General features: G+C 72.3%; 20 protein-coding genes. 9 read left to right on the top strand and 11 right to left on the bottom strand.

Going from position 1 to position 22,315, the window contains the following annotated elements:
• Position 1 precedes the first annotated feature (1 nt).
• Together AB0D74_RS22815 and AB0D74_RS22810 are read left to right on the top strand one after the other, a co-directional pair.
• Positions 2 to 2,101, top strand: a complete 2,100-nt coding sequence (locus tag AB0D74_RS22815) for a SpoIIE family protein phosphatase (protein ID WP_362589802.1) — start codon at positions 2 to 4, stop codon at positions 2,099 to 2,101.
• Positions 2,102 to 2,237: 136 nt separating this feature from the next.
• Positions 2,238 to 3,101: a DNA-formamidopyrimidine glycosylase family protein gene (locus AB0D74_RS22810; protein ID WP_362589800.1), complete on the top strand. Its 864-nt coding sequence runs from the start codon at positions 2,238 to 2,240 to the stop codon at positions 3,099 to 3,101.
• Between the two features lie 19 nt (positions 3,102 to 3,120).
• Here the strand turns inward: AB0D74_RS22810 and AB0D74_RS22805 are convergent, their stop codons facing one another.
• The 3 genes from AB0D74_RS22805 to AB0D74_RS22795 all read right to left on the bottom strand — a co-directional run bounded on the left by AB0D74_RS22805 (position 3,121) and on the right by AB0D74_RS22795 (position 5,135).
• Complete coding sequence (locus AB0D74_RS22805) at positions 3,121 to 3,777, bottom strand: zf-HC2 domain-containing protein (RefSeq protein ID WP_362589798.1); 657 nt, start codon at positions 3,775 to 3,777, stop codon at positions 3,121 to 3,123.
• Positions 3,778 to 3,926: 149 nt separating this feature from the next.
• The gene (locus tag AB0D74_RS22800) at positions 3,927 to 4,442 is read right to left on the bottom strand and encodes a hypothetical protein (RefSeq protein WP_362589795.1); all 516 of its coding nucleotides are present in this window, start codon (positions 4,440 to 4,442) and stop codon (positions 3,927 to 3,929) included.
• 144 nt (positions 4,443 to 4,586) lie between these two features.
• Entirely contained in the window at positions 4,587 to 5,135 is a 549-nt protein-coding gene (locus AB0D74_RS22795; RefSeq protein ID WP_362589792.1) for a sigma-70 family RNA polymerase sigma factor, read from the bottom strand.
• 221 nt (positions 5,136 to 5,356) lie between these two features.
• On the opposite strand from AB0D74_RS22795, the gene AB0D74_RS22790 reads away from it, so the two are divergent.
• Positions 5,357 to 6,505, top strand: a complete 1,149-nt coding sequence (locus tag AB0D74_RS22790; RefSeq protein ID WP_362589789.1) for a CapA family protein — start codon at positions 5,357 to 5,359, stop codon at positions 6,503 to 6,505.
• A gap of 12 nt (positions 6,506 to 6,517) precedes the next feature.
• Here AB0D74_RS22790 and AB0D74_RS22785 read toward each other — a convergent pair whose 3' ends face one another.
• Entirely contained in the window at positions 6,518 to 6,991 is a 474-nt protein-coding gene (locus AB0D74_RS22785; RefSeq protein ID WP_362589787.1) for a MarR family transcriptional regulator, read from the bottom strand.
• Positions 6,992 to 7,064: 73 nt separating this feature from the next.
• Here AB0D74_RS22785 and AB0D74_RS22780 point away from each other — a divergent pair, with 73 nt between their 5' ends.
• Positions 7,065 to 7,976 (top strand): alpha/beta hydrolase, encoded by a 912-nt coding sequence (locus AB0D74_RS22780; RefSeq protein WP_362589784.1) that lies wholly within the window; start codon positions 7,065 to 7,067, stop codon positions 7,974 to 7,976.
• 30 nt (positions 7,977 to 8,006) lie between these two features.
• On the opposite strand, the gene AB0D74_RS22775 is transcribed toward AB0D74_RS22780, so the two are convergent.
• Positions 8,007 to 9,419: an amino acid permease gene (locus tag AB0D74_RS22775; protein WP_362589781.1), complete on the bottom strand. Its 1,413-nt coding sequence runs from the start codon at positions 9,417 to 9,419 to the stop codon at positions 8,007 to 8,009.
• A gap of 60 nt (positions 9,420 to 9,479) precedes the next feature.
• Positions 9,480 to 10,430 (bottom strand): LysR family transcriptional regulator, encoded by a 951-nt coding sequence (locus tag AB0D74_RS22770; RefSeq protein WP_362589881.1) that lies wholly within the window; start codon positions 10,428 to 10,430, stop codon positions 9,480 to 9,482.
• Positions 10,431 to 10,532: 102 nt separating this feature from the next.
• On the opposite strand from AB0D74_RS22770, the gene AB0D74_RS22765 reads away from it, so the two are divergent.
• Positions 10,533 to 11,780, top strand: a complete 1,248-nt coding sequence (locus tag AB0D74_RS22765) for an MFS transporter (RefSeq protein ID WP_362589778.1) — start codon at positions 10,533 to 10,535, stop codon at positions 11,778 to 11,780.
• Here AB0D74_RS22765 and AB0D74_RS22760 read toward each other — a convergent pair.
• Positions 11,716 to 12,171, bottom strand: coding sequence for a universal stress protein (locus tag AB0D74_RS22760; protein WP_362589775.1), 456 nt, complete (start codon positions 12,169 to 12,171; stop codon positions 11,716 to 11,718). The two genes, AB0D74_RS22765 and AB0D74_RS22760, sit on opposite strands and share 65 nt — an antisense overlap.
• A gap of 235 nt (positions 12,172 to 12,406) precedes the next feature.
• Here AB0D74_RS22760 and lysX point away from each other — a divergent pair, with 235 nt between their 5' ends.
• Both lysX and AB0D74_RS22750 read left to right on the top strand, forming a co-directional pair.
• Positions 12,407 to 15,679, top strand: a complete 3,273-nt coding sequence (lysX, locus tag AB0D74_RS22755) for a bifunctional lysylphosphatidylglycerol synthetase/lysine--tRNA ligase LysX (RefSeq protein WP_362589772.1) — start codon at positions 12,407 to 12,409, stop codon at positions 15,677 to 15,679.
• 117 nt (positions 15,680 to 15,796) lie between these two features.
• Positions 15,797 to 16,630: a polysaccharide deacetylase family protein gene (locus AB0D74_RS22750; RefSeq protein WP_362589770.1), complete on the top strand. Its 834-nt coding sequence runs from the start codon at positions 15,797 to 15,799 to the stop codon at positions 16,628 to 16,630.
• A 28-nt stretch (positions 16,631 to 16,658) separates the two neighbouring features.
• Here AB0D74_RS22750 and AB0D74_RS22745 read toward each other — a convergent pair whose 3' ends face one another.
• Entirely contained in the window at positions 16,659 to 17,333 is a 675-nt protein-coding gene (locus AB0D74_RS22745) for a class F sortase (RefSeq protein WP_362589767.1), read from the bottom strand.
• Between the two features lie 335 nt (positions 17,334 to 17,668).
• On the opposite strand from AB0D74_RS22745, the gene AB0D74_RS22740 reads away from it, so the two are divergent.
• On the top strand, positions 17,669 to 18,460 hold the full coding sequence (locus AB0D74_RS22740; protein ID WP_362589764.1) for a hypothetical protein: 792 nt from the start codon (positions 17,669 to 17,671) through the stop codon (positions 18,458 to 18,460).
• A gap of 65 nt (positions 18,461 to 18,525) precedes the next feature.
• On the opposite strand, the gene AB0D74_RS22735 is transcribed toward AB0D74_RS22740, so the two are convergent.
• The 3 genes from AB0D74_RS22735 to AB0D74_RS22725 all read right to left on the bottom strand — a co-directional run bounded on the left by AB0D74_RS22735 (position 18,526) and on the right by AB0D74_RS22725 (position 20,877).
• Positions 18,526 to 19,269 carry a hypothetical protein gene (locus AB0D74_RS22735; RefSeq protein ID WP_362589761.1) on the bottom strand — a complete coding sequence of 248 codons (744 nt, stop codon included), beginning with the start codon at positions 19,267 to 19,269 and terminating at the stop codon, positions 18,526 to 18,528.
• 197 nt (positions 19,270 to 19,466) lie between these two features.
• Positions 19,467 to 20,231 carry a DUF4239 domain-containing protein gene (locus AB0D74_RS22730; protein WP_362589758.1) on the bottom strand — a complete coding sequence of 255 codons (765 nt, stop codon included), beginning with the start codon at positions 20,229 to 20,231 and terminating at the stop codon, positions 19,467 to 19,469.
• Between the two features lie 31 nt (positions 20,232 to 20,262).
• Positions 20,263 to 20,877, bottom strand: coding sequence for a hypothetical protein (locus AB0D74_RS22725; protein ID WP_362589755.1), 615 nt, complete (start codon positions 20,875 to 20,877; stop codon positions 20,263 to 20,265).
• Between the two features lie 272 nt (positions 20,878 to 21,149).
• On the opposite strand from AB0D74_RS22725, the gene AB0D74_RS22720 reads away from it, so the two are divergent.
• A complete protein-coding gene (locus tag AB0D74_RS22720; protein ID WP_362589752.1) occupies positions 21,150 to 22,118 on the top strand; it encodes an SCO0930 family lipoprotein in 969 nt (322 codons plus the stop codon).
• Positions 22,119 to 22,315 lie beyond the last annotated feature (197 nt).

Here is a 22,315-nt window from a genome sequence, read left to right as displayed (position 1 = left end):
CATGGCTGACCGGGGAGCGAGCGCTCCGTCACTCCCGGACGACTGGCCCGCTCATCTGGACCACCCGATCCTGGCGCTCAACCACATGGGCACCTTCGACTGGGACCTCGACGCCGGCCTGTTCCACATGGACACCCAGGCGTACGAGGTGTTCGACCTGACCCCCGAGGAGTACGACGGCCGCCCCGAGTCCCTCGCCGTGCGGGTACCCCCGGCCGAGTCCAGCAGGCTGGACGCGGTGGTCTCCCGGGCCATCAAGGACGGCAGCGAGAACTACGGGACGTACTTCCGCATCCGGCGCCGCGACGGCACCCCGCGCTGGACCCACACCCAGGGCTACATCCGGCGCGACGAGACGGGCCGCCCGCGCCGGGTCGTCGGGATCGTCCGGGACGCCACCCAGGAACTGGAGGACAGCGAGGCCCGCAACCTGCGGGACGCCCAGGGACAGGCGCTGCGCCGGCAGACCGGCGTCGTCCAGGCGGTCACCGCCGCCCTCGCGCACGCCAGCAGTGTCCAGGAGGTCATCGACGTCCTCAAGGACACCCACGGCATCCCCAACCTGGGCGCCACCAGCCTGGTGATGGGCCTGGTCGAGGCCGGCCGGATCCGGCTGGTCGCCGAGGGGCCGGCCGGCAGCTTCGTGCCCGGCACCCGGATCACCCGGATAGACGAGCCGTACCCGATGGGCGAGGTGGTGCGGACCCTCAGCCCGTGCTTCATCGAGTCGCCGGAGGAGTTCGCCGACGGCTACCCGATACTGTGGCCGCACATCGTCGACCTGCACATCACCTCGGCCGCCTACCTGCCGCTGATCGCCCAGGCCCGCCCGATCGGCGCCATGGGCCTGCTCTACAACGACCGGCTCGGCTTCTCCACCGAGGAGCGCGCCGTCCTGGTCGCCCTCGGCAGCAGCATCGCCCAGAGCCTGCAGCGGGCCATGCTCTTCGAGCAGGAGAAGGACCTCGCCCAGGGCCTCCAGCAGGCCATGCTGCCGCGCACCATCCCCAGCGTGCCCGGCGCCGACGTCGCCGTCCGCTACCGCTCCGCCGCCGCCGGCGGCTCGCTGGGCCGGGACATCGGCGGCGACTGGTACGACCTCATCCCGCTCCCCGGCGGCCGGGTCGGCGCGGTCATCGGCGACGTCCAGGGCCACGACACGCACGCGGCGGCCGTCATGGGCCAGCTGCGCATCGTGCTGCGCGCCTACGCCGCCGAGGGCCACGCCCCGGCCACCGTGATGGCCCGCGCCTCCGTCTTCCTCGACGAACTCGACACCGACCGCTTCGCCACCTGCCTGTACGCCGAGGCCGACCTGGCCACCGGCGTCGTCCAGGTGGTCCGCGCCGGGCACATCGACCCGCTGGTGCGTGCCGCCGACGGCGGCTGCCGCCGGATGCCCGTCGAGGGCGGGCTGCCGCTCGGCCTGTCCGCCGAGTTCCAGAGCCTGGAGTACCCGGTCTCCACTCTGGAGCTCGACCCGGGCGAGACGCTGCTGCTGTGCACCGACGGGCTCGTCGAACAGCCCGGCAAGGACCTCGGGGACGGCATGCGGGCCCTGACCGGGCAGGTCACCGAGGGCCCGGAGGACGTGCGCGACCTCGCCGACCTGCTGATCGAGATCGCCGACGAGCGGGGCGGCGACGACGACGTGGCCCTGCTCCTGCTGCGCCGCCGCGGCTCCGACACCGCACAGACCGTCGGCCGCCTCCAGCAGCACGTGGCCTCCGGGGACCCCGAGGCGCTCGCCCTGGCCCGGCACATGGTCCGCGCCGCCGTCCGCGCCTGGGGCGCCGAGGACCGCGCCGACGAGATCGAGCTGGTCGCCGACGAACTGATCACCAACGCGCTGATGCACACCGAGGGCTCCGCGATCGTCACCCTCCGGGTCCTCGGCGGCAGCGACCGCCGGCTCCGCGTCGAGGTCGAGGACTCCTCCAGCGCCCTCCCGCGCCGCCGCGAGGCCGGCGAGGAAGGCGTCTCCGGCCGCGGCCTGCTGCTCGTCGACCAGCTCGCCGACGCATGGGGCGTGGAGGCCCGCGGCGGCGGCAAGGCGGTCTGGTGCGAGTTCCGCATGCCGGAGAAGCCGGACGGGACCTGATTCCCTACGGTTGGGCAGCGCCCCGTCAAGGGGCGCGGGGAACTGCGCGATCAGCCCCCACGCAGCCACAGCCGCAAGACGACCCGACGCGGCACTTCCGGCGGAGCGCACGCGCAGCGGATGGCACTCTGGACGCATGCCCGAACTGCCCGAGGTCGAAGCGCTCAGGGACTTCCTGACCGAGCACCTGGTCGGCCGCCAGGTCGTCCGCGTGCTGCCGGTCGCCATCAGCGTCCTGAAGACCTACGACCCTCCGGTGACCGCCTTCGAGGGCAGCGAGGTCGTCGCCGTGCACCGGCACGGCAAGTTCCTGGACATCGAGGGGGACCGCGGACTGCGGTTCGTGACCCACCTGGCCCGTGCGGGCTGGCTCCAGTGGAAGGACCGGCTGCCGGACGGGCTGCCCCGCCCCGGGAAGGGCCCGCTGGCGCTGCGGGCGGCCCTGGAGACCGGCGCGGGCTTCGACCTCACCGAGGCCGGCACCCAGAAGAAGCTGGCGGTGTACGTCGTCCGCGACCCGCAGGACGTCCCCGGTATCGCCCGGCTCGGCCCCGACCCGCTCGCCGCGGACTTCGACGAGGCCCGCCTGGCGGCCCTGCTGGCCGACGAGCGACGGCAGCTCAAGGGCGCCCTGCGCGACCAGAGCCTGATCGCCGGGGTGGGCAACGCCTACAGCGACGAGATCCTGCACGCGGCGAGGATGTCCCCGTTCAAGCTGGCCGCGTCCCTGACACCCGAGGAGACGCACCGGCTGTACGAGGCGCTGCGCACCACCCTCACCGAGGCGGTGGAGCGCTCCCACGGCCTGGCGGCGGGGCGGCTCAAGGCCGAGAAGAAGAGCGGGCTGCGGGTCCACGGCCGGACCGGCGAGCCCTGCCCGGTCTGCGGCGACACCATCCGCGAGGTCTCCTTCAGCGACTCCTCGCTGCAGTACTGCCCGACCTGCCAGACCGGCGGCAAGCCGCTCGCGGACCGCCGCATGTCACGGCTGCTCAGGTAGCCCGTTCGCACACCCGTGCTCACTTGGGGTCCAGGGTCACCAGGCGCTGCCCGTCCGCGTTGCGCACCTCGTAGCGGTCGATCTCGTCCGGGTGCATCGAGGAGCCGCCCGTCATGGTGCTCACCCGGCCGTCGTGGTCGCGCTCCGCCCAGGTGGTCACGATCTGCTCGGAGCCGTCGTCGCCGACCGCGATCAGGCGGCAGGAGCGCGGCCCGTCCGGGTCCTTCACCTGCAGCTCGATCGTGCTGCCGGAGTCCGTGTCCTCCGACTTCACCTGCGCCCAGATGCCGGACTGCGCGTCGGTGGCCGCGGTGACCTGCACGGACGGGGCCGCGTCGTGGCCGACGTAGGTCGCGATGCCGGGGCCGGCGACCGCGAACACCACCGAGGCGGCCAGGCCGTACAGCAGCTTGCGGCGCTTGGCCCGGTGCCGGGTCGCGACCTCGGCGAGCAGCCGGTCGAGCAGCCGGGGCCCGGGCTGGGCCATGGGGTGCACGAAGCGCGGCGTGGCCCGGCGGTACAGCATCAACTGCCGTGCCGCGGGGCCGAACTCGGTCACGTGTGCCGTACAGCTCGGGCACTCCATGAGATGGTCCTCGAAGCGGAAGGCCTCCGCCTCGTCCAGCACGCCGAGCGCGTACGCGCCGACGTCGCGATGCCTTTCCAGGGACCTCATGCCGAATCCTCGTGCCGATGGGTGCGGGTGGGGGTTACTCGTTGTTCCTTGCTCCCACCCGTACGCAGTCGGCAGCCGTTTCACTCAAGCCACGTACAGAATCGTAATCAACGGATTCGGAGCGGCCGGGCCCGCGGATTGGTCCTGAATCAAAAAAGATGGATCGCGAGGTGTCCGAGGGGCAGACCGAGCCGCCAGGCGGGGGTCCACACCTTGGGTCCGTCGTCCTCGCCGAACACCGAACCGCCGCCCGGCACCGCGTCCAGGTCGGGCGCGAGCAGCTCGGTCTCCTCCAGCCAGCGCCAGGCGGCCGTGGCCAGATCCAGGTCCGGTGACGGCCCGCCCGACTGGGCCGTCTCGGCCGTCACCACAGCCATACGTTCACCGACCCAGTCCTGCCAGGCCTGGTCGTACGCCGTCAGCGAAAGCCAGTTCTCCAACTGGGAGACGACCCGGATGCCCGACAGTTCGCCGTCCGTGTCGGAGAGGAAGATGGTCAGCGCCAGCGCGTCGCGGCCGGCCCGGAACTCGAAGGACGTCGGTGGCATGAGATCGCCGGTGCGCAGCAGCTCGTCGGCGATGTACTCGGCGTACAACCAGGCCATCGGGACCGCCAGTTCCCCGCTTCCGGCCCCGTCCGTGCTCTCTTGACCTCTGTGCAGCATCCCGTCCTGCCTTCCTCCGGTGCGCGCGTGGCCCCGACCCCGGGTCCGTCCCTCTCCCGGTGCGGAACACGGATGAAGACAGCTGATTGCTCAAACACGGTCCTCAGCAAGGCGCTTTACCGAGGTTTGACCTGGCTCACGGTTTCATCGCAGGTCGGGTGCATAACCGGGCAGAACTCGGCGCAGGGCGCGCAGCGCGTAGTACGCCCGCGATTTCACGGTACCGGGTGGAATACCCAGGGTCTCGGCGGCCTCCGCCACACTCGCCCCTTGGAAATACACCAGCACCAGGACTTCACGGTGTTCGGGGGTGAGAGTCTTCACAGCCTCCCGGACGTCGAGCGTCGCGGCGGCGCGTTCGGCGTGGTCGCCGGCGGCCCGGGTGTTCTCCAGGACGGCGTCGTGCACCTCGGCGGGCCGCGCCTGCCGGGCCCGGCGCGCGTCGATGGCGAGCCGCCGGCCGACCGTCAGCAGCCATGGCAGCACGGAGTCGAAGTCGTCGGCGCGCAGCGCCTCGGGATGCTGCCAGGCACGTACGAGGGTCTCCTGGACGAGGTCCTCGGCCCGCTGCCGGTCGCCGTCGCTGAGCCGGAGCAGCAGCGCGAAGAGCGGTCGCCCGTGCGCGCGCTGGAGCGCGACGAGCTCGTGCTCGGCGGTCGTCGTCCCGTGGGGAAGGGTGGTTCCGGCCGTCATGGCCGTATGGCATCGCAGGGCCGGGCCGGGGGACAGGGGGCGTACCGGGATGTGCGGCGGACGGTCGATCGCGTCGGCGAACGGTGCGACGAACGGTTCCTCATCCCCCGTACCCGACCCGGATGGGTCAATCGGGGCGCCTGAGTTGTTTGCGGTCGCCTCCACCTTCGTACCCATTGATCTGTAAATCGGACAAGGCTTGCGACTCTGGGGTGCTCCTGATGATCAATCGCAGACGCCAGGCGGCCCTGGCCCTGACCGCCCTGCTCGCCGCCGCTGCCGCCTGTCAGAACCACGTGCGGGAGGAGAGCGCCGCCCCGCCCCCGCAACCGGCACCGGCCGTGCCCGCCACCGGCTTCACCCTCGTCGCCTCCGGTGACGTCATGCCGCAGAAGTCCGCGCTCGACCACGCGAACTTCGACGCGGGCGGTACCGGCTACGACTTCCGGCCGATGCTCGTCGGCGTCCAACCCGTCGTCTCCCGCGCCGACCTGGCGCTCTGTCACCTGGCGACCGTCACCGCCGCGGACGGCGCCCACGCCGGCCTCACCTCCCCGCCACAGCTCGCCGAGGCCCTCGCCGCCACCGGCTACGACGGCTGCTCCACCGCCTCCGACCGCGCCCTCGACGACGGCGCCGCGGGCATCCAGCGCACCCTCGACGCCCTGGACCGGGTGGGCCTCAAGCACTCCGGGACCGCCCGCACCCAGTCGGAGGCGGGCACCCTCAGCCTGATGACCGCGGGCCGCGCCCGGGTGGCCCAGCTCTCCTACACCTACGACGTCAACGGCAACTCCCTGCCGCCCGGCCAGCCCTGGGCGGTCGGCCTCCTCGACGAGAACCGCATCCTCGCCGACGCCCGCGCCGCCCGGCAGGCCGGCGCCGACGTGGTCGTGGTCTCCGTGCACTGGGGCACCGAGGGCACGGACGCCCCCGACCAGCAGCAGCTCACCCTCGCCAAACGGCTCACCGAGGCGCGCACCGCCGGCCGCCCCGACATCGACCTGATCCTCGGCACCCACGCGCACATCCCGCAGGCGTACGAGAAGGTCAACGGCACCTGGGTGGTCTACGGGCTCGGCGACCAGCTGGCCGGCGAGATGTACAACAGCCAGGGCCGGCAGGACCCGCGCGGCAACCAGTCCACCCTCGCCCGCTTCACCTTCACCCCGCCCACTGCCCCGGGCGGGCGCTGGGAGGTCGCCAAGGCCGAGTTCGTCCCCCAGCTCTACGACGTCGACGCCGGCCGGGTCGTCGACCTCAACGCGGCCATCGACCAGGGCGCCGACTTCACCGCCGCCCGGGACGCCATCCGGGACGTCGTGCTCAGCCGCGGCGCCGCGAAGGACGGGCTGACCATGGGGGAGTAGCCCGTGCGGCCGTCACTCCACGTCGACGTGGTCGAAGGTCGCCAGCAGCTGCTTCAGCACCCGTACGCACGCCGTGATCTCGGCGTCGGTCAGGTCGCCGCCGACCTGCCGGTTCAGGGCGTGCTCGCGGGCCAGGACCGCGGTGACGGTCGCCCGCCCCTCCGCCGTGAGCCGGATCAGGGAGGACCGCTGGTGCGCCGGGTTGGGGGTCATCTCGGCCCAGCCGCGCGCCACCGCGTCGTTCACCATGCGCTGCACGAACTGCCGGCTCAGCGCCATGATCCGGCCCATCTGGGGCACCGTCATGGGCTCGTACCGGCGCAGCAGGTCCAGCACCGAGCGCACCCCGACCGAGGCCCCCTCGATCTGCTCGCCCTGCTCGATCTTGCGGAAGGCGCGCCGGTAGAGCGGTCCGATCAGATCGAACACCTCGGTGATGCGCTCGCCCAGCTCGTCGGGGGCGAGGGGCTTGTCGATGTCGTTCACCCGGCCATCATGCACCCCGATCAACATGACAACTCGGTTGTCAAAACTCCACGAAGATGACACCTTGGTTGTCATGAATGGTGCTGCGGACATCCGCTTCTTCCCGTCCTCCGACGGCGATCTCGCCCACCTCGACACCGGCTCCGGCGACCCGGTGGTCCTGCTCCACGCCGGGTACGTCGACCACCGCTTCTGGTACCGGCAGATCCCGGCGCTGGTGGCCGCCGGGTACCGGGTGATCGCGCCGGACGTACGCGGCCACGGCTTCTCCGCCCACGCGAGCGAGCCGTTCCGCTGGGCCGACGACCTCGCCGCACTCCTGCGCCACCTCGACGCGGGGCCCGCCGTGCTCGTCGGCCTGTCCATGGGCGGGGTGATCGCCACCGACACCGTGCTGGAACATCCCGAGCTGGTCCGGGCGGTGGTCACCTGCGGTGCCGCCACCGGCGACTTCCGGTACGCGGACCCCTGGCACACCGAGCTCCGGGCCGAGTACGCCCGCACCCTGGGCGCCGGCGACATCGAGGGGTGGCTCGACGCCTTCGTGAAGGTCGTGGCGGGCGAGCACCGCACCCCCGACGCCGTCGACCCGGAGATCCCGCGCCGGCTGCGCGAGCTGGCCCTGCACACGATCTCCCAGCACACGCCCGACGAGCCCGACCGGCTGGTGCGCGTGACCGACTCCTGGCCCCGGCTGCCCGAGATCGGCGTACCGGTCCTCGCGATCAACGGCGGCCTGGAACCCGCCGACCTCCTCGCCGCCACCGACCGCCTGGCCCGCGAGGTGCCGAACGGCCGCGCCGAGATCGTCGAAGGCGTCGGGCACTACCCGAACCTGGAGAAGCCGGAGGAGTTCAACGCCCTCCTGCTCGGCTTCCTCCGCGGCCTCCCGGCGAGCCCGTCGCCCTCCGCCGGGCTTCGCCGGCGCCCCGTGCGGGGCGCGGGGAACGGCGCGACCGGCCACGATGGTGCCGCGGTCGGCTGACGGCAGGTCGCGGGACTTCCAGCGGAGCGTTCAACGCCCAGCCAGCCGCGACCTCTTGTACGAGTAGCCGAAGTAGATCACGCACCCGATCACGAACCAGACCGCGAACCGCACCCAGGTCTCCCACTTCAGGAACGTGATCAGCCAGATCGAGAAGACGACACCCAGCGCCGGCACGAACGGCATCCAGGGCGTACGGAAGGTGCGCGGCAGCTCCGGCTGCCGGTAGCGCAGCACGATCACCGCCGTGCACACCACCACGAACGCCAGCAGGATGCCGATGTTGGTGAGTTCGGCCGCCTCGCCGATCGGTACGAACCCGGCGAGCAGCGCCGAGGCCACTCCCACGATCCAGGTCACCCGGGTCGGCACGTGCCGTGTCGGGTGCGTCTTCGCGAACCAGCCCGGCAGCAGCCCGTCCCGGGACATCGAGAACCACACCCGGGTCACGCCCAGCATGAACGTGAACATGACGGTCAGGATGCCGATGATCGCGCCCACCGCGATCACGTCCGCGAGACCGCTCAGCCCCACCGACTTGAACGCCGTCGAGAAGCCGCTCTCCGGGTCGATCTCCTTGTAGTTCTGCATGCCCGTCAGGACCAGACAGGCCGCCACGTACAGCACCATCGAGATCGCCAGCGAGTAGATGATCGCCTTCGGCATGTGCCGCTGGGCGTCCTTCGACTCCTCGGCCGCCGTCGACATCGCGTCGTACCCGAAGACGGCGAAGAACACGGTCGCCGCCCCGGTGAACGCGCCGCTGATGCCGAACGGGAAGAAGGGGTGGTAGTTCGACGTGTTGATGTGGAACACGCCGACGGCGATCACCAGCAGCACCACCAGCACCTTGAGTACCACCACGATCGTCTCGAAGCGCGCGGCGCTGCGGATGCCGAGGTTGAGCAGGTAGGCGATGAGGAGACAGAGCAGGGCGGCGAACAGGTCGACCCGGTGGCCGTCGCCCGTGCCGGGCGCGCCGAGCATCCAGTGCGGCAGGTTCGCGCCCATCTCCTCGACCAGGAAACTGAAGTACCCCGAGATGCCGATCGCGACCACCGCCACGATCGCCGTGTACTCAAGGAGCAGGTCCCAGCCGATGAACCAGCCCGCGAACTCGCCGAGCACCGCGTAGCCGTACGTGTACGCCGACCCCGCCTTCGGGATCAGCCCGGCGAACTCGGCGTAGGACAGCGCGGCGCAGGCGCTCGCCACCCCGGCGATGAGGAACGAGACCAGGACGGCGGGACCGGCCGTCTCGTTGGCGACCGTGCCGGCGAGGGTGAAGATGCCCGCGCCGATGATGCCGCCCACGCCGATCGCGGTCAGCTGCACCAGCCCGAGCGATCTGTCGAGCCGGGCGCCCTCGGTGACCTCCGTCTCCTCGATGTGTTCGATGGGTTTGCGACGGAGAATTCCTTCACCCATACGGAGCTTGGCCATGTGCCTCACCTCTTCGCCGATCGCGAACGGCTGACGGCCGATCATGATGGCCCAGAGGCGTCAGGGACGGAAGACGCCACGCACGGTCTCGGCCCAGCCCGGCGTCCAGCTGCGGGCGGCGGTGCGCGGCGGGCGGGCCCCGGCGAGATGCGCGCGCAGGGCGGTGAGCGCCGGGTGCGGGTTGGCGGCGGCCCAGAGCAGGGAGTGCGGGTAGAGCGGGGTCGGGTCGAGCAACGGGATCCGGCGCAGGCCGTGGCCGTCCGGCCAGACCAGCCCGGTCCGCTCGCTGACGAGGGTCGCCAGGCTGCCGGAGCCCGCGAGCGCGTCCTGCAGAGCCCCGGAGAAGTTGGGGCCCGAGGAGTCGATGGCGAGCCCGAACTCGGCGGCGAGCGAGGCGTAGTACGCGGCCCACTCGGTGCCCTCCACGATCCCCGGGATCCAGATCCGGTGCCCGGCCAGCTCGCCGGGCGTCACCGAGGTCCGCCCGGCCAGGACGTGCCCGGGGCCGGTGAGCAGCTGGACCGGCTCGTCGTACACCCGGGCGGCCTCGATGCCCCGCGGCAGCGGCCGGCCGGGCATGGCGACCGCCCGGAAGGACGCGTCGACCGCACCGGAGCGCAGCGCGGTCAGCGCCGACTCCACGTCGAAGAGGGTGACGACGTCCAGGGCGAGCTCCGGGTGCGCCTCGTGGAAACCGCGCAGCAGCGCCGCCGGCGCGAGCCGGGCGCCGACCACGTCGACCCGCAGCGGGCGCCCGCCCCGCCGTACCGAGGCGGCGGCCCGCTCCTCGGCCAGCAGCAGCTCGCGCGCGTACGGCAGGAAGGCCCGCCCGTCCACGGTCGGCTCGGCGCCCCGGGCGGTCCGGGTGAACAGCCGGACCCCCAGCTCCCGCTCCAGCGCCGCGATCCGCTTGGACACCGCCTGCTGGGTGACCCCCAGCACCGCCGCGGCCTCCTGGAACTGCCCGTAGTCGGCCACGGTGACGAAGGTGCGCACGGCGGTGAGGTCCACGTCCTCACCGTACAACCGGTGGTTGTGGCAGTCGCCCCGGGAGTTGTTTGATTCGGCGGCCACCTGCGCGTTTTCATGTCCCGGGTCAACGGGAGGTTGTGCATGGGGCGGCGGTTCGGATGGCTGTGGGCCGCGTACTCGGTGAGTGCGCTCGGCACCTGGCTCGCCTTCGACGTGTTCTCGGTGATCGCCGTCATCGCGCTGCACGCCGGGCCGGCCGAGGTGGCGCTGCTCGCCGCGACCGGGCCCGCCGTGGGCGCGGTCGCGGCGCTGCCGCTCGGGCCGTGGGTGGAGTTCCGGCGCAAGCGGCCGGTGATGATGGCGATGGACCTGGTCAGGTTCGCCGCGCTGCTCACCGTCCCCGCCGCGTACGCCCTCGGCGCCCTCGGTCTCGGGCAGCTGCTGCTGGTCTCGATGATCGTCGCGGCGGCCGACATCACCTTCAACGCGGCCTCCGGCGCCTTCCTGAAGTCCCTCGTCCCGGCCGACGGGCTGCTCACCGCGAACGCCCGGTTCGAGTCCACCAACTGGACCGCGCTGGTCCTCGGCCCGCCCCTCGGCGGTGCCGCGATCGGCCTGTTCGGGCCGGTGACGACCGTCGCGGCGAACGCGGTCAGCTTCCTGCTGTCGGCCCTCGGCATCCGGGCCGTCGGCGGCGGCGAACCCCCGCCCGCACGCCGGGACGCACAGCGCCTGCGCGCCACCGACCTGCTCGACGGCTGGCGGTTCATCCTCGGCAGCCCGGCCCTGCGGCCCCTCTTCTTCAACAGCCTCGCGGGCAACGCCCTGATCATGGTCGCCGCACCGCCGCTGGCCGTCCTCATGCTCGGCCGGCTCGGCTTCACCCCCTGGCAGTACGGCCTCGCCTTCGCCGTGCCCTGCCTGGGCGGTCTCCTCGGCGCCCGGCTGGCCCGGCCGCTGGTCGCCAGACACGGCCAGTGGCGGGTGCTGCGCACCGCGAGCGCCCTGCGCGCCGTCTGGCCCCTCGGGCTGGCCTTCGTCGGACCCGGGCTGCCCGGACTGCTCCTGGTGATGGTCCTGGAGTTCGGCGTGATCACCTGCTCGGCCGTCTACAGCCCGGTGTACGCCACCCGCCGCCTGGAACACACCCCGGACGACCGGGTCGCCCGCACCCTGTCCGCCTGGTCGGTCACCGGCAAGGCCACCACGGCCGCCATGACCGCCCTGTGGGGCCTGCTGGCGAGCCTCACCGGCCCGCGCACCGCGATCGCCCTCGCCGGGATCCTGCTCCTGGCGACGCCGCTGCTGCTCCTGCGGGAGACCGCTACGGCACGACCGTCACCGGCCACCGTCCCGCCTTCACCAGACGGATCGCGACCGAGCCGATGAACCGGTGGCCGGCCTGCTCGGAGGCGCCCACCACGACCGCGTCGGCCTTCAGCTCGTCGGCCGCCTTCACCATCCCGTTGAAGGCGTCCCCGCGGAAGGTGTGGAACTCCCAGCGCACCTCGAATATCCCCTTGAGCCGCTCGGCAGCCTCCCGGATCTGCGCGACCAGCTCCTCCGCGATCTCGTCCGTGGTCTCCGCCACCGGCGCCCCGAGCGCCGCGCCGGCCGCCAGGACCGGCTGGACGTACACGACGGCCAGCAGCGCGTGCTGCCGCCGGGCCAGACCGGCGGCGTAGGAGGTCGCGCGCCACGAGGAGTCCGAGCCGTCCATACCGACCACGATGACCTTGGGGCCGTCCGTGCCCCGCTCGAACTGGTGTTGTTCCGCCACGATCCGAGGCTATCGGAATCCACAGGTCCGGTCAGTGCCCGGGGCCTCCCGCCGGGTCGGCCGTGCGCTGTTCGGGTGCGGGCCGGTGGGGGCTGGTCGCGCAGTTCCCCGCGCCCCTGAAGGGGCGCCGTGCAACCCCCTGCCTTCAGGGGCGCGGGGAACTGCGCGAGCAACCACCCACGGCCCGCACCCGCTCGACGGGCGAGCCCGCCGCCCCCTTCCTACAGTCGGAGACATGAGTGCCGCCGTGGAGCCCGCCACGGGCAAGGAGCCGGCGGGCCCGATACGCCCGCCCCACGACGGGCGGCTGACCTGGGTTCCGGAGGCCTTCGGGACCTTCTTCGGTGCCCTCGCCCTGCTGTGCGCCCTGCTCTCCTTCATCGCCCCGCTGCGCCTGCTGCTCCGCCCCGTCGTGCACTTCGTGGACGCCGTCGTGGTGCCGGTCAGCCCCAACCTGGCGTACGCGGTCTTCCTGTTCCTGCTCGGCGGCGCCACCGCCGCCCGCAAGAAGGTCGCCTGGTGGCTGGTGGTGATCTACCTCGGCCTGCTGGTGCTGGCCGACGTCCTGACCGTCGCCTTCCGCTTCGACTGGTACTCGTTCAGCTCACTGCTGGTCTGCGGACTCGCCCTGGCCCTGCTGATCGTGGCCCGCCGCGAGTTCTACGCCGCCTCCCGCAGAGCCGCGGTACGCCGGGCCCTAGCCGTCCTGCTGATCGGCCTGCTGGTCGCGATCCTGGCCGGCTGGGGCCTGGTCTCGCTCTTCCCCGGCTCGCTCCCGCACGGCCAGCACCTGGCCTGGGCCGCCGACCGGGTCTGCGGCGGCCTGGTCTCCGGCGGCAGCTACGGCGGTCGCCCGCCCCGCTTCGTCGCCTTCCTGCTCGGCCTGTTCGGCGCCCTCGCCCTGCTCAACGCCGCCGCCACCCTGTTCCGTTCGCAGCGTCTGGAAGCGGCCCTGCACGGCGACGAGGAGGCCCGCATCCGCGCCCTCCTCAAGGCCTACGGCGACCGGGACTCCCTCGGCTACTTCGCCACCCGCCGCGACAAGGCCGTGGTCTTCTCGCCCAGCGGCAAGGCCGCCGTCACCTACCGGGTCGAGGCCGGCGTCTGCCTGGCCAGCGGCGACCCCGTCGGCGACCCCGAGGCCTGGCCGCACGCCATCGCCGCCTGGCTGGACGCGGCCCGCCGGCACGCCTGGGTGCCCGCGGTGATGGGCGCCTCCGAGGACGGCGCCAGGGCCTACGTCCGGGCCGGCCTCGGCGCCCTGCAACTCGGCGACGAGGCGATCCTGCACGTCGCCGACTTCGACCTGGGCGGTCGCGAGATGCGGGTCACCCGGCAGGCCGTCAACCGGGTCCGGCGCACCGGCGCCACCTGCCGTGTCCACCGCCACGCCGACCTCACCGAGACGGAGATGGAGGAGGCCGTCGACAAGGCCGACGCCTGGCGCGACACCGAGACCGAGCGCGGCTTCTCCATGGCCCTGGACCGGCTCGGCGACCCCGCCGACGGCGACTGCCTGCTCGTCGAGGCCATGGCCGAGGACGGCCGGCTGCTCGCCCTGCTCTCCTTCGTGCCCTGGGGCGGCGACGGCATCTCCCTCGACCTGATGCGCCGTGACCGCACCGCCCCCAACGGGGTCATGGAGTTCATGGTCGCCGACCTGTGCGCCGCCGCCCCCCGGCTGGGCGTGCACCGCATCTCGCTGAACTTCGCCGTCTTCCGCTCGGTCTTCGAGGAAGGCGCCCGCATCGGCGCCGGACCGGTGCTGCGGCTGTGGCGCCGGCTGCTGCTGTTCTTCTCCCGCTGGTGGCAGCTGGAGGCCCTGTACCGCTCCAACGCCAAGTACCGCCCCGAGTGGTACCCGCGCTTCCTCTGCTACGGCGACGCCGGCTCCCTCGCCCGGATCGGCCTCGCCTCCGGAATCGCCGAAGGCTTCGTCTCCGTACCGTCCCTGCGCAAACTCTGGGGAAAGGGGCACCCGCAGACCGGACCGCCGCCCGCCGAGGCACCGCGGTCCGCGCCGGTGCCCGGTGTCGACGGAGGGGACGGAACCGGGCCCGGCGCACCGGACGCCGGCCTGCCGGACCAGTTCCGGGTCCGGCGCCGCAAGCTGGACCGGCTGCGGGCGGCGGGCGTCGACCCCTACCCGGTGGCCACCGGCCCACCGCCCCGCGCCCTCACCGGCGTCCGCGACGGCGAGACGGCGACCGTCGCCGGGCGGATCATGCTGGTCCGCGACTTCGGCGGCATCGTCTTCGTGACGCTGCGCGACTGGTCCGGCGACCGGCAACTCGCCCTCACCCGCGAAGGGTCGGGCCCCGCCCTCGACCGGTTCACCGCCGACACCGACATCGGCGACCAGATCACCGCCACCGGCCGTCTGGGCGTCAGCGACCGGGGCGAACCGACCCTCTTCGTCACCGGCTGGCAGCTCACCGCCAAGTGCCTGCGCCCGCTGCCCGACAAACACCGAGGCCTCGCCGACCCCGAGGCCCGGGTCCGCCGCCGCTACCTCGACCTCGCCACGGGACCCGCCGCCCGGGACGTGGTCCGCGCCCGCTCCGCCGCCGTACAGGCGCTGCGCCAGGGCCTCCTGGACCGTGGCTACCTGGAGGTCGAGACCCCGATCCTCCAGCAGATCCACGGCGGCGCCAACGCCCGCCCCTTCACCACCCACAGCAACGCCTACGACCTCGACCTCCACCTGCGCATCGCGCCCGAGCTGTACCTCAAACGGCTCTGCGTCGGCGGCCTGGAGAAAGTCTTCGAACTCGGCCGCACCTTCCGCAACGAAGGCGTCTCCCACAAGCACAACCCCGAGTTCACGATGCTGGAGGCCTACCAGGCGTACGCCGACTACGACGTGATGCTCGACCTCGCCCGCGAACTGGTCCAGGGCGCCGCGACCGCCGCCCTCGGCGCCCCGGTGGCCCGCAAGGACGGAGCGGAGTACGACATCTCGGGAACCTGGCCGGTGAAGACCGTGTACGGGGCGATCTCCGAGGTGCTGGGGGAGGAGATCGGCCCCGGCACCGAACTGCTCCGGCTGCACCGGCACTGCGACCGCCTCGGGGTGCCGTACACCGCCGACGACGGACCCGGCGACGTGGTCCTCGAAATGTACGAGCGACTGGTGGAGGAACGCACCGAGCTGCCCACCTTCTACAAGGACTTCCCGACCGACGTCTCCCCGCTCACCCGGCAGCACCGCACCGACCCCCGGCTTGCCGAGCGCTGGGACCTGGTCGCGTTCGGCACCGAACTCGGCACCGCCTACTCCGAACTGACCGACCCCCTCGAACAGCGCCGCCGGCTCACCGCCCAGTCGCTGCTCGCGGCCGGCGGCGACCCCGAGGCGATGGAACTCGACGAGGACTTCCTCGACGCCCTCGAATACGCGATGCCGCCCACCGGCGGGCTCGGCCTCGGCGTCGACCGGCTGGTCATGTTCCTCACCGGCCTCACCATCCGCGAGACCCTCCCCTTCCCGCTGGTCCGCCGCCACTGACGTTTTTTAGGCCTTTTCTTACCCAAACCTCCCCCTGCTGGTCCGTGCGGGTGCTTTCCCACCGCCGCACCGGTGTTGATGTGCTGCGCCGGACTCCTGCCGGGCGACTGATGACTCATGCAGAAGGATCAGTTGTTCACCCGACGCCGGCTGCTGCTCGCCGGCGGCGCCGCTCTGGGAGCCGCGGGCACCGCGGGCATCGTGCTGGCGAGCAGCGCCGAGGAGGCGGGCGGCGGGGCCGTCCCGGCCGCGGGACCGCAGGCCCGCCCGGCGCTCAAGTCCTCCGCCTTCCGGCTCCAGCCGCTCACCGGATACGGCCCGCCGCGCACCGCGCCGCGCAAGCTCAAGGTCCGCAAGGAACCCATCACGGAGATCTCCCGCAGCGGCAGACGCATGATGCTCACCTTCGACGACGGCCCCAACCCGAACTACACCCCGCACATCCTGGACACCCTCGCCAAGTACGACGTGCGGGCGATGTTCTTCCTGTGCGGCGAGTGCATCGTCGTCAACCGGGAACTGGTCGCGCGGATGGCCGAGGCGGGCCACGTCGTGGGCAACCACACCTGGACGCATCCGCTGTTGACCACCCTGAACCGCCGTGAGATCCGCGACGAGATGACGAGCACCAGCGACGCCATCGAGGACACCTACGGCGAACGCCCGCAGTGGTTCCGCGCCCCCTACGGCGCCTGGAACCGGGCGGCCTTCCAACTCGGCGCCGAGATGGGCATGGAGCCGATGGCCTGGACCGTCGACAGCACCGACTGGACCGAACCGGGCACCCGCACCATCGTCGACACGATCGAGAACGGCTCCGCCCCCGGCGTCGTCGTCCTCTCCCACGACGCCGGGGGCGACCGCTCGCAGAGTGTCCAGGCCCTGCGCGAGTACCTGCCCTACCTGCTGGACAACGGCTACCGCCTGACCGTGCCGCGCCGCCGGACCTGAACGGGACCGCGCCCGCCCGGTGGTGGCCTCAACGGGCCTCGACCAGGCGGGCGAAGACCACGACGTTCCCGTCGTAGCCGTTCTGCTTCGAGAAACCGCCGCCGCAGGTGATGACCCGCAACTCCGGTGTGCCCTTGGAACCGTAGACCCGGTCGCCCGGGAAGCCGGCCTTCGCGAAGACCTCGATTCCGTAGATCTCGAACACGGCCGTCCGGCCGTCCTGGCGGTCGACCTCGATCCGGTTTCCCTTCTTCAGGGAACCGAGCCCGTAGAAGACCGCCGGGCCCTTCGTGTTGTCGACGTGGCCCACGACGACGGCCGTGCCCTTCTCGCCGGGCGAGACGCCCCCGCTGAACCAGCCGGCCAGATTCGGGTCGTCCGGCGGCGGCGCCGCGATCCAGCCGTCCGTGTCCAGACCCACCGGCATCACCGGCGCGTCGACCCGGATCGCCGGGATCCTGATCCGGTCCGCCGTGGCGAACGGCAGGGCGGCCGGCGCCGTGGCGAAGGTGCCCGGAACCGTGGTACGGCTGTCCGGGGCGGCGGCCGAGGCCGGCTGCGGCGGACCGGTGTCGAACTCTCCCGAACCGTTCCGGATAAGTGCCAGACCGGTCAGCAGAACGAGCGCTATCACGCCCCAGGGGGCACGCTTCCGCCGCCGCTCCTCCTCTTCGGCCACCTCGGAAAGTCCGGACGCAGACATTCGCCATCCCCTCTCGACGCGGTCGCCTTCGGGTCCGTATCGGGCATGGGAAAAAGCTAAGTCCCCCGCGCGCGTGCGGCGACGGGGCGACGGGCGAACGGGTGGCCCGCGCGTATGCGGGTGCGCCATCCGAGTTGCCGTTCCCAGGATTTTTCTGACGGTCCGTGACCTGCGGCAATATCCGATTGTGTGCTTTTCGCGCGGCGTGTCCCCTCACCAGGACGGACCATTCTCGAAATGCGGGCGTGTTCCGCGCATCTGAGGGTCTATTCGGGAGGTGCTTTCTCGCCGATCCACCGGGGACCGTTCCCGGGGCGCCTTCCGCGGAGGAAGAGATGCGAAACTCACGTGCGCTGGCGGCCGCGTGCACCGTGGTCGCCGTTCTCGGCGCCGCCGCCCCCATGGCCGTCGCCGACGGACTGGGCAACCCCGGCGGCCCGCCCAACACCCAGGCCCCGGTCGTCGGTGGGACGGGCGTCGCCCCCGGGACCGGAGTCGGCGGTGTCGGTGGAGTCGGTGGAGTCGGTGGAGTCGGTGGTGTCGGCGGGGTCGCGGGTGTCGGCGGTGTCGGCGGAGTCGCCGGTGTCGGAGTGGTCCCCGGCGTCGTGGTCCCCGGATACGCGGTGGGCGGGATCGGCGACGGGCGTTTCAACGGCGGCTACCGAGGCCGGGGCGACGAGGGGCGCTTCGACGACTTCGGCGGCCGGGGCGACGACTTCGGCGACCGGGGGGACGGGGGCCGCGACATCAACGTCCAGCCCCGGTCGATCGCCACCGGCCAACGGCTCACCGTCACCGTCAACAACTGCCGCAGCGGCTCCATGACCTCCCGCGCCTTCCGTACGACATCGCTGTTCCCGTTCGGCGGGGACATGGCCCGCGGTGTCGCCACCATCGAGCGCAACGCCAGCCCCGGCCCGTACGACCTGACCGTGCGCTGCGACGGACGCACCCTGGTCCGGCGGGACGCGTTCTTCGTACTCGGCGGGGTGCACGGCGGGCTCGGCGGCAGCGTCTCCAGCGGGGCCACCCCGGCGGACATGGCGATCGGCGGCGGCCTGGTGGGCGCGGCCGTGCTCGCCGGCTGCGGGTTCTGGCTGCGCCGCCGGAGCGAGAAGCGCTTCTGAGCCGGCGGGCTCGTGTCCCGGTCCCGCGGCGGACCGGGACGCCGGCCGGGCCGACCGCACCGTGCTCAGGTGCCTTCCTCGCCGGCGTGCCTGCGCGAGCGCCGGTACGCCGTACCGACCGACCCCACGACGAGCGCCGCGCCGAGGCCGATCTCCTGGAGGTCGAACCCGTCGATGCTGCCGCCCTCACCGGCCTGGACACCCCGTCCGGGCGGCAGGGGCTGCGGGTTGAGCCCCACACCGCTGCCGGAACCGTCGCCGACCGTACGGCCGTCGGCACCGGCACCGGCACCGGCGTCCGCACGACTGTCGCTGCCGCCGGAGGTGTCGCCGTCGCTACGCGTGTCCGTGCCGCCGTCGGTACGGCCGCCGGTCTGTGTGTCGGTGCGTCCGTCAGCCGCGGTGTGCTCGTCCGGGTGCCCGTCGGCGTGCCCGGCCGCCGTGCTGCTCGCGATGGCCAGCTGGGTCGACATGCTGGAGCCGTCGCAGTTGAACGTCACCCGGTACGACGACTGCGACTTCGCCGTCCGGTCGACCGTGGCCGTCACCGAGTCCTGCTCCGACGGGATGCGGACCGTGTCGAACAGGCCCGAGGTGACCGTCGCGGTGCCCCGGCAGCCGCTGCCGCGGTCCAGGTGCAGGCTCACCCGGCCGCCCGCCGCCACGGTGGTGGGCGTGACCCGGAAGCCGAAGTGCGCGCCGTCGGCCCGCCGGGCGTCGCTGGTGTCGCTCGCGAGGATGACCGGAGCGGAGAGGGCGAGGCCGCCGAGACCCAGCAGTGCGGCCGAAGCAACGCGTATCGCGCGCATGGTGGTTCCTCCGGTCCGCGAGGAGCGGCACGCGGACCAGTTCCGCCAGTGCCGGAAATGCACCTCGCTGATCGGAACGCTAGAAACCTCCGTACACGCGCGCGAACGCTGTAGGGCGAACGGGGGAGAGACGTGGGCCGTACGGGGGACACCGGCGGCGTGGCGCGGTGCGGCGCCGGTGTCCCCGGGGACGTCCGCTACCCCTTGATGTGCGGGAAGAGGTTCAGGAACGGCTGTGCCGTCGCCGTGATGCCCCGGCTGTACGGTTCGTCGAAGTCCCAGATCAGGAACAGCATGAAGGTGATGGTCGCGGAGAACAGGCCGGCCAGGATCAGCTCGCGCCTGGTGCGCCTGATCTGCAGCGCGAAGACCATGCCGATGGTGATCGCCGCCCCGGTGAGCAGTCCGATCCACACCACGTTCGGCATGGTCGCCCCGGTCGAGTCGGCCCGGGCGCTGCGCGCCTGGTCGAGCGCGGCGACCTGGTCCACCAGCGGCTGGTAGGCCTGCGCCTGGAAGTCGGTCTTCGGCTGGTAGTCGGTGACGTCCTGCCGGATCTGCGCGAGCAGTTCGGCACCGTGCTGGGAGAGTCGGCCGTGGTCGGCCATCTCCTTCCACTCCTTGTCGACGACCTGGGCCACGTACGCGTCGACGTCCGCCCGGATCCGGTCACGTGTGTCGGGCGGATAGACCCGGACCCGTTCGTAGATCTCGTGCAGCGCCTGCGCCTCCGCCTGCACGTGGTCCTGGGCGGCGCTGCGGGCCTCCCACACCCCGGCCACCGCCAGCCCGAGGACGATGGCGTAGATGACGCCGATCCACATGGTCATGTACTCGATGACGTCCGGCGTCTCGGAGGGATCCTCGTCCTCCGCCGCCCTCTTGTCGCGGACGAGGGTGATGATGACGACCACGGCAACGGCCGCGAGCATCGCGAGGACGAGAACAAGCCAATCCGGCAACGGAAGCCTCCAGGAATCAGTGGGCCGGCCGTCAGCGCGCGCGGAACGCGGCGACGGCGATGATCGCGGGTACGGCGATGAGCAGGACGTAGGTGACGGGGGAGGTGCGGTTCGGGGCCGTCGCACCGGCCGACCGGACGTGGTACGGCGGGTAGGTCACCGGGGTCGGCGAAGGCCGCGGAGTGGGCTTCGGCGGCGGGGTGGGGGTCGGCGTCGGCTTCGGCCGGGGTGCCGGTGGTGGTGGGGTGGGCGTGGGCTTCGGGGCCGGTGCCCGCCGGGGCGGTGGCGGTGGGGCCGGGCGCGGCGCCGGCGGGGTGGTGCGCGGCGGCTTCGGCGTCGGCGTGGGCTTGGGTTTCGGGGTGGGCTTGGGCGACGGGGTCGGTGTCGGCGTGGGGGTCGGTGTGGGCGTGGGCGTGGGGGTCGGTGTGGGGCAGGGCGGCGGGGTGGGTGTCGGACACGGCGGGGGAGTGGGCCAGGAGCCCCCGGCGACGGCCACCGCGTAGCTGCCGTCGGGGCCCGTCGAGGCGTAGGCGCAGGCGTCGGCCGATGCCGTGCCGACCGGGCAGCCCACCAGGGTCCACGTCAGCGTCAGCAGGGCCAACACCCTCGGGACGGGCGCGAGTCTGGTCGCTTCGGGTGCATGCACGACGGAGATCATGGGGCGTCGGGCGCCGTCGCACGCCGGAGTACCGGATGATTGGCCCGAACGGGGGACATGTGGCGTAAACCGGTTTGAATCACACCGTCTTGCGAATGGCTCGAAGCGTACGCCCGTGCGGGACGCGGTCCGCGGGCACGGTGCGCCGAAAGAAATTTGTGCGCCCGTTGAACACTCCGGCCCCCGGCATCCGTACCTGGTGTCGTGCGGCGGCACAGAGGCGCTGCGATAACCAGGCGATTGATTATGGGGAGTTGACGATGAAGACCTCGTGGAGGAGCGCCTCGCTGGTGGCCACGGCCGCGGGGGTGATGGTGTTCGCGACGGCGTGCGGTCAGGACAACACGACCACTCCGTCCTCGGCGGCCCAGAACGTCGGCGCCACGGCGCCGGCCGGCATCGGCAGCATCACCAACCCCTCCGCCTCCACCGGCACGGGCAACGGCTACGGCGCCGACGGCAGCCAGGCCTCCAGCTCCCCGGCCGTGGTCGCCCCGGCCGGCAAGCTGACCGTTGCCTCCAACCCCGACCTGGGCAAGGTGCTGACCGACGGCAGCGGTCTCACCCTCTACCGTTTCGACGCGGACACCGCCAATCCCCCCAAGTCCAACTGTGACGGCGACTGCGCCACCACCTGGCCGCCGGTGCCCGCCGACGACGCCACGGCCGGCGAGGGCATCGACAAGGCGCTGCTCGGCGAGGTCACCCGTACCGACGGCACCAAGCAGCTGACCGTCGCCGGCTGGCCGGTCTACCGCTACGCCAAGGACGTCAACGCCGGTGACGTCAACGGCCAGGGCGTGGGCGGCAAGTGGTTCGCGGCGGCCCCCGACGGCAAGAAGGCCACGCTGGCCGCTCTGCCCGGCCTGTCGGTCCGCAAGGACGCCAAGCTCGGTGACATCGTCGTCGACAAGAACGGCATGACGGTCTACCGCTTCATCAAGGACAAGGCATGGCCCAAGTCCGTCTCGAACTGCACCGGTGACTGCCTCGCGAAGTGGCCGGCCGTCGCCGAGGTCGCCTCCAGCGACACCAAGGGCGTCGTCAAGAAGGGCCTGATGGGCTTCACCCGCCCCGACAACGGCGAGAAGCAGCAGACGGTCGACTGCTGGCCCATCTACACCTTCTCCGGTGACGCGAAGGCCGGGGACACCAACGGACAGGGCGTCGGCGGCACGTGGTACGCCGTCTCGCCCGAAGGAAAGCTGGTCGGCGCGCCGAGCAACTAGGGATCACCTCCCCAGGGTTGATCGCCCCGCCCGAGTCCACGTTCGCGCATCGCGGAAGGGAGGGCAGAGGCCAGCGAGAGTCCCGGAAGACGACACAACGGCGCACGACCGCCCGCCCCCTCCACACCGCACGGAGGGGGCGGGCTTCTGCGCGTCCCGGTCCGGCGCCCCGAACCCGCACACCGAATTCCCTGCTC

It is taken from the genome of Streptomyces sp. NPDC048278, from assembly GCF_040652195.1.
Classification (GTDB): domain Bacteria; phylum Actinomycetota; class Actinomycetes; order Streptomycetales; family Streptomycetaceae; genus Streptomyces.
The sequence above is the reverse complement of the archived record's forward strand: the minus strand, read 5'-3'. Positions and strand labels throughout refer to the sequence as shown.

Bases quoted from the DNA above. Each gene is read 5' to 3' on its own strand.
- AB0D74_RS22750 (WP_362589770.1), top strand. From the start codon at position 15,797: ATGCAGAAGGATCAGTTGTTCACCCGACGCCGGCTGCTGCTCGCCGGC.
- AB0D74_RS22795 (WP_362589792.1), bottom strand. From the start codon at position 5,135: ATGACGGCCGGAACCACCCTTCCCCACGGGACGACGACCGCCGAGCAC.
- AB0D74_RS22810 (WP_362589800.1), top strand. From the start codon at position 2,238: ATGCCCGAACTGCCCGAGGTCGAAGCGCTCAGGGACTTCCTGACCGAG.
- AB0D74_RS22735 (WP_362589761.1), bottom strand. From the start codon at position 19,269: ATGCGCGCGATACGCGTTGCTTCGGCCGCACTGCTGGGTCTCGGCGGC.
- AB0D74_RS22740 (WP_362589764.1), top strand. From the start codon at position 17,669: ATGCGAAACTCACGTGCGCTGGCGGCCGCGTGCACCGTGGTCGCCGTT.
- AB0D74_RS22775 (WP_362589781.1), bottom strand. From the start codon at position 9,419: ATGGCCAAGCTCCGTATGGGTGAAGGAATTCTCCGTCGCAAACCCATC.
- AB0D74_RS22745 (WP_362589767.1), bottom strand. From the start codon at position 17,333: ATGTCTGCGTCCGGACTTTCCGAGGTGGCCGAAGAGGAGGAGCGGCGG.
- AB0D74_RS22790 (WP_362589789.1), top strand. From the start codon at position 5,357: ATGATCAATCGCAGACGCCAGGCGGCCCTGGCCCTGACCGCCCTGCTC.
- AB0D74_RS22765 (WP_362589778.1), top strand. From the start codon at position 10,533: ATGGGGCGGCGGTTCGGATGGCTGTGGGCCGCGTACTCGGTGAGTGCG.
- AB0D74_RS22720 (WP_362589752.1), top strand. From the start codon at position 21,150: ATGAAGACCTCGTGGAGGAGCGCCTCGCTGGTGGCCACGGCCGCGGGG.
- AB0D74_RS22800 (WP_362589795.1), bottom strand. From the start codon at position 4,442: ATGCTGCACAGAGGTCAAGAGAGCACGGACGGGGCCGGAAGCGGGGAA.
- AB0D74_RS22815 (WP_362589802.1), top strand. From the start codon at position 2: ATGGCTGACCGGGGAGCGAGCGCTCCGTCACTCCCGGACGACTGGCCC.
- AB0D74_RS22780 (WP_362589784.1), top strand. From the start codon at position 7,065: ATGAATGGTGCTGCGGACATCCGCTTCTTCCCGTCCTCCGACGGCGAT.
- AB0D74_RS22805 (WP_362589798.1), bottom strand. From the start codon at position 3,777: ATGAGGTCCCTGGAAAGGCATCGCGACGTCGGCGCGTACGCGCTCGGC.
- lysX (WP_362589772.1), top strand. From the start codon at position 12,407: ATGAGTGCCGCCGTGGAGCCCGCCACGGGCAAGGAGCCGGCGGGCCCG.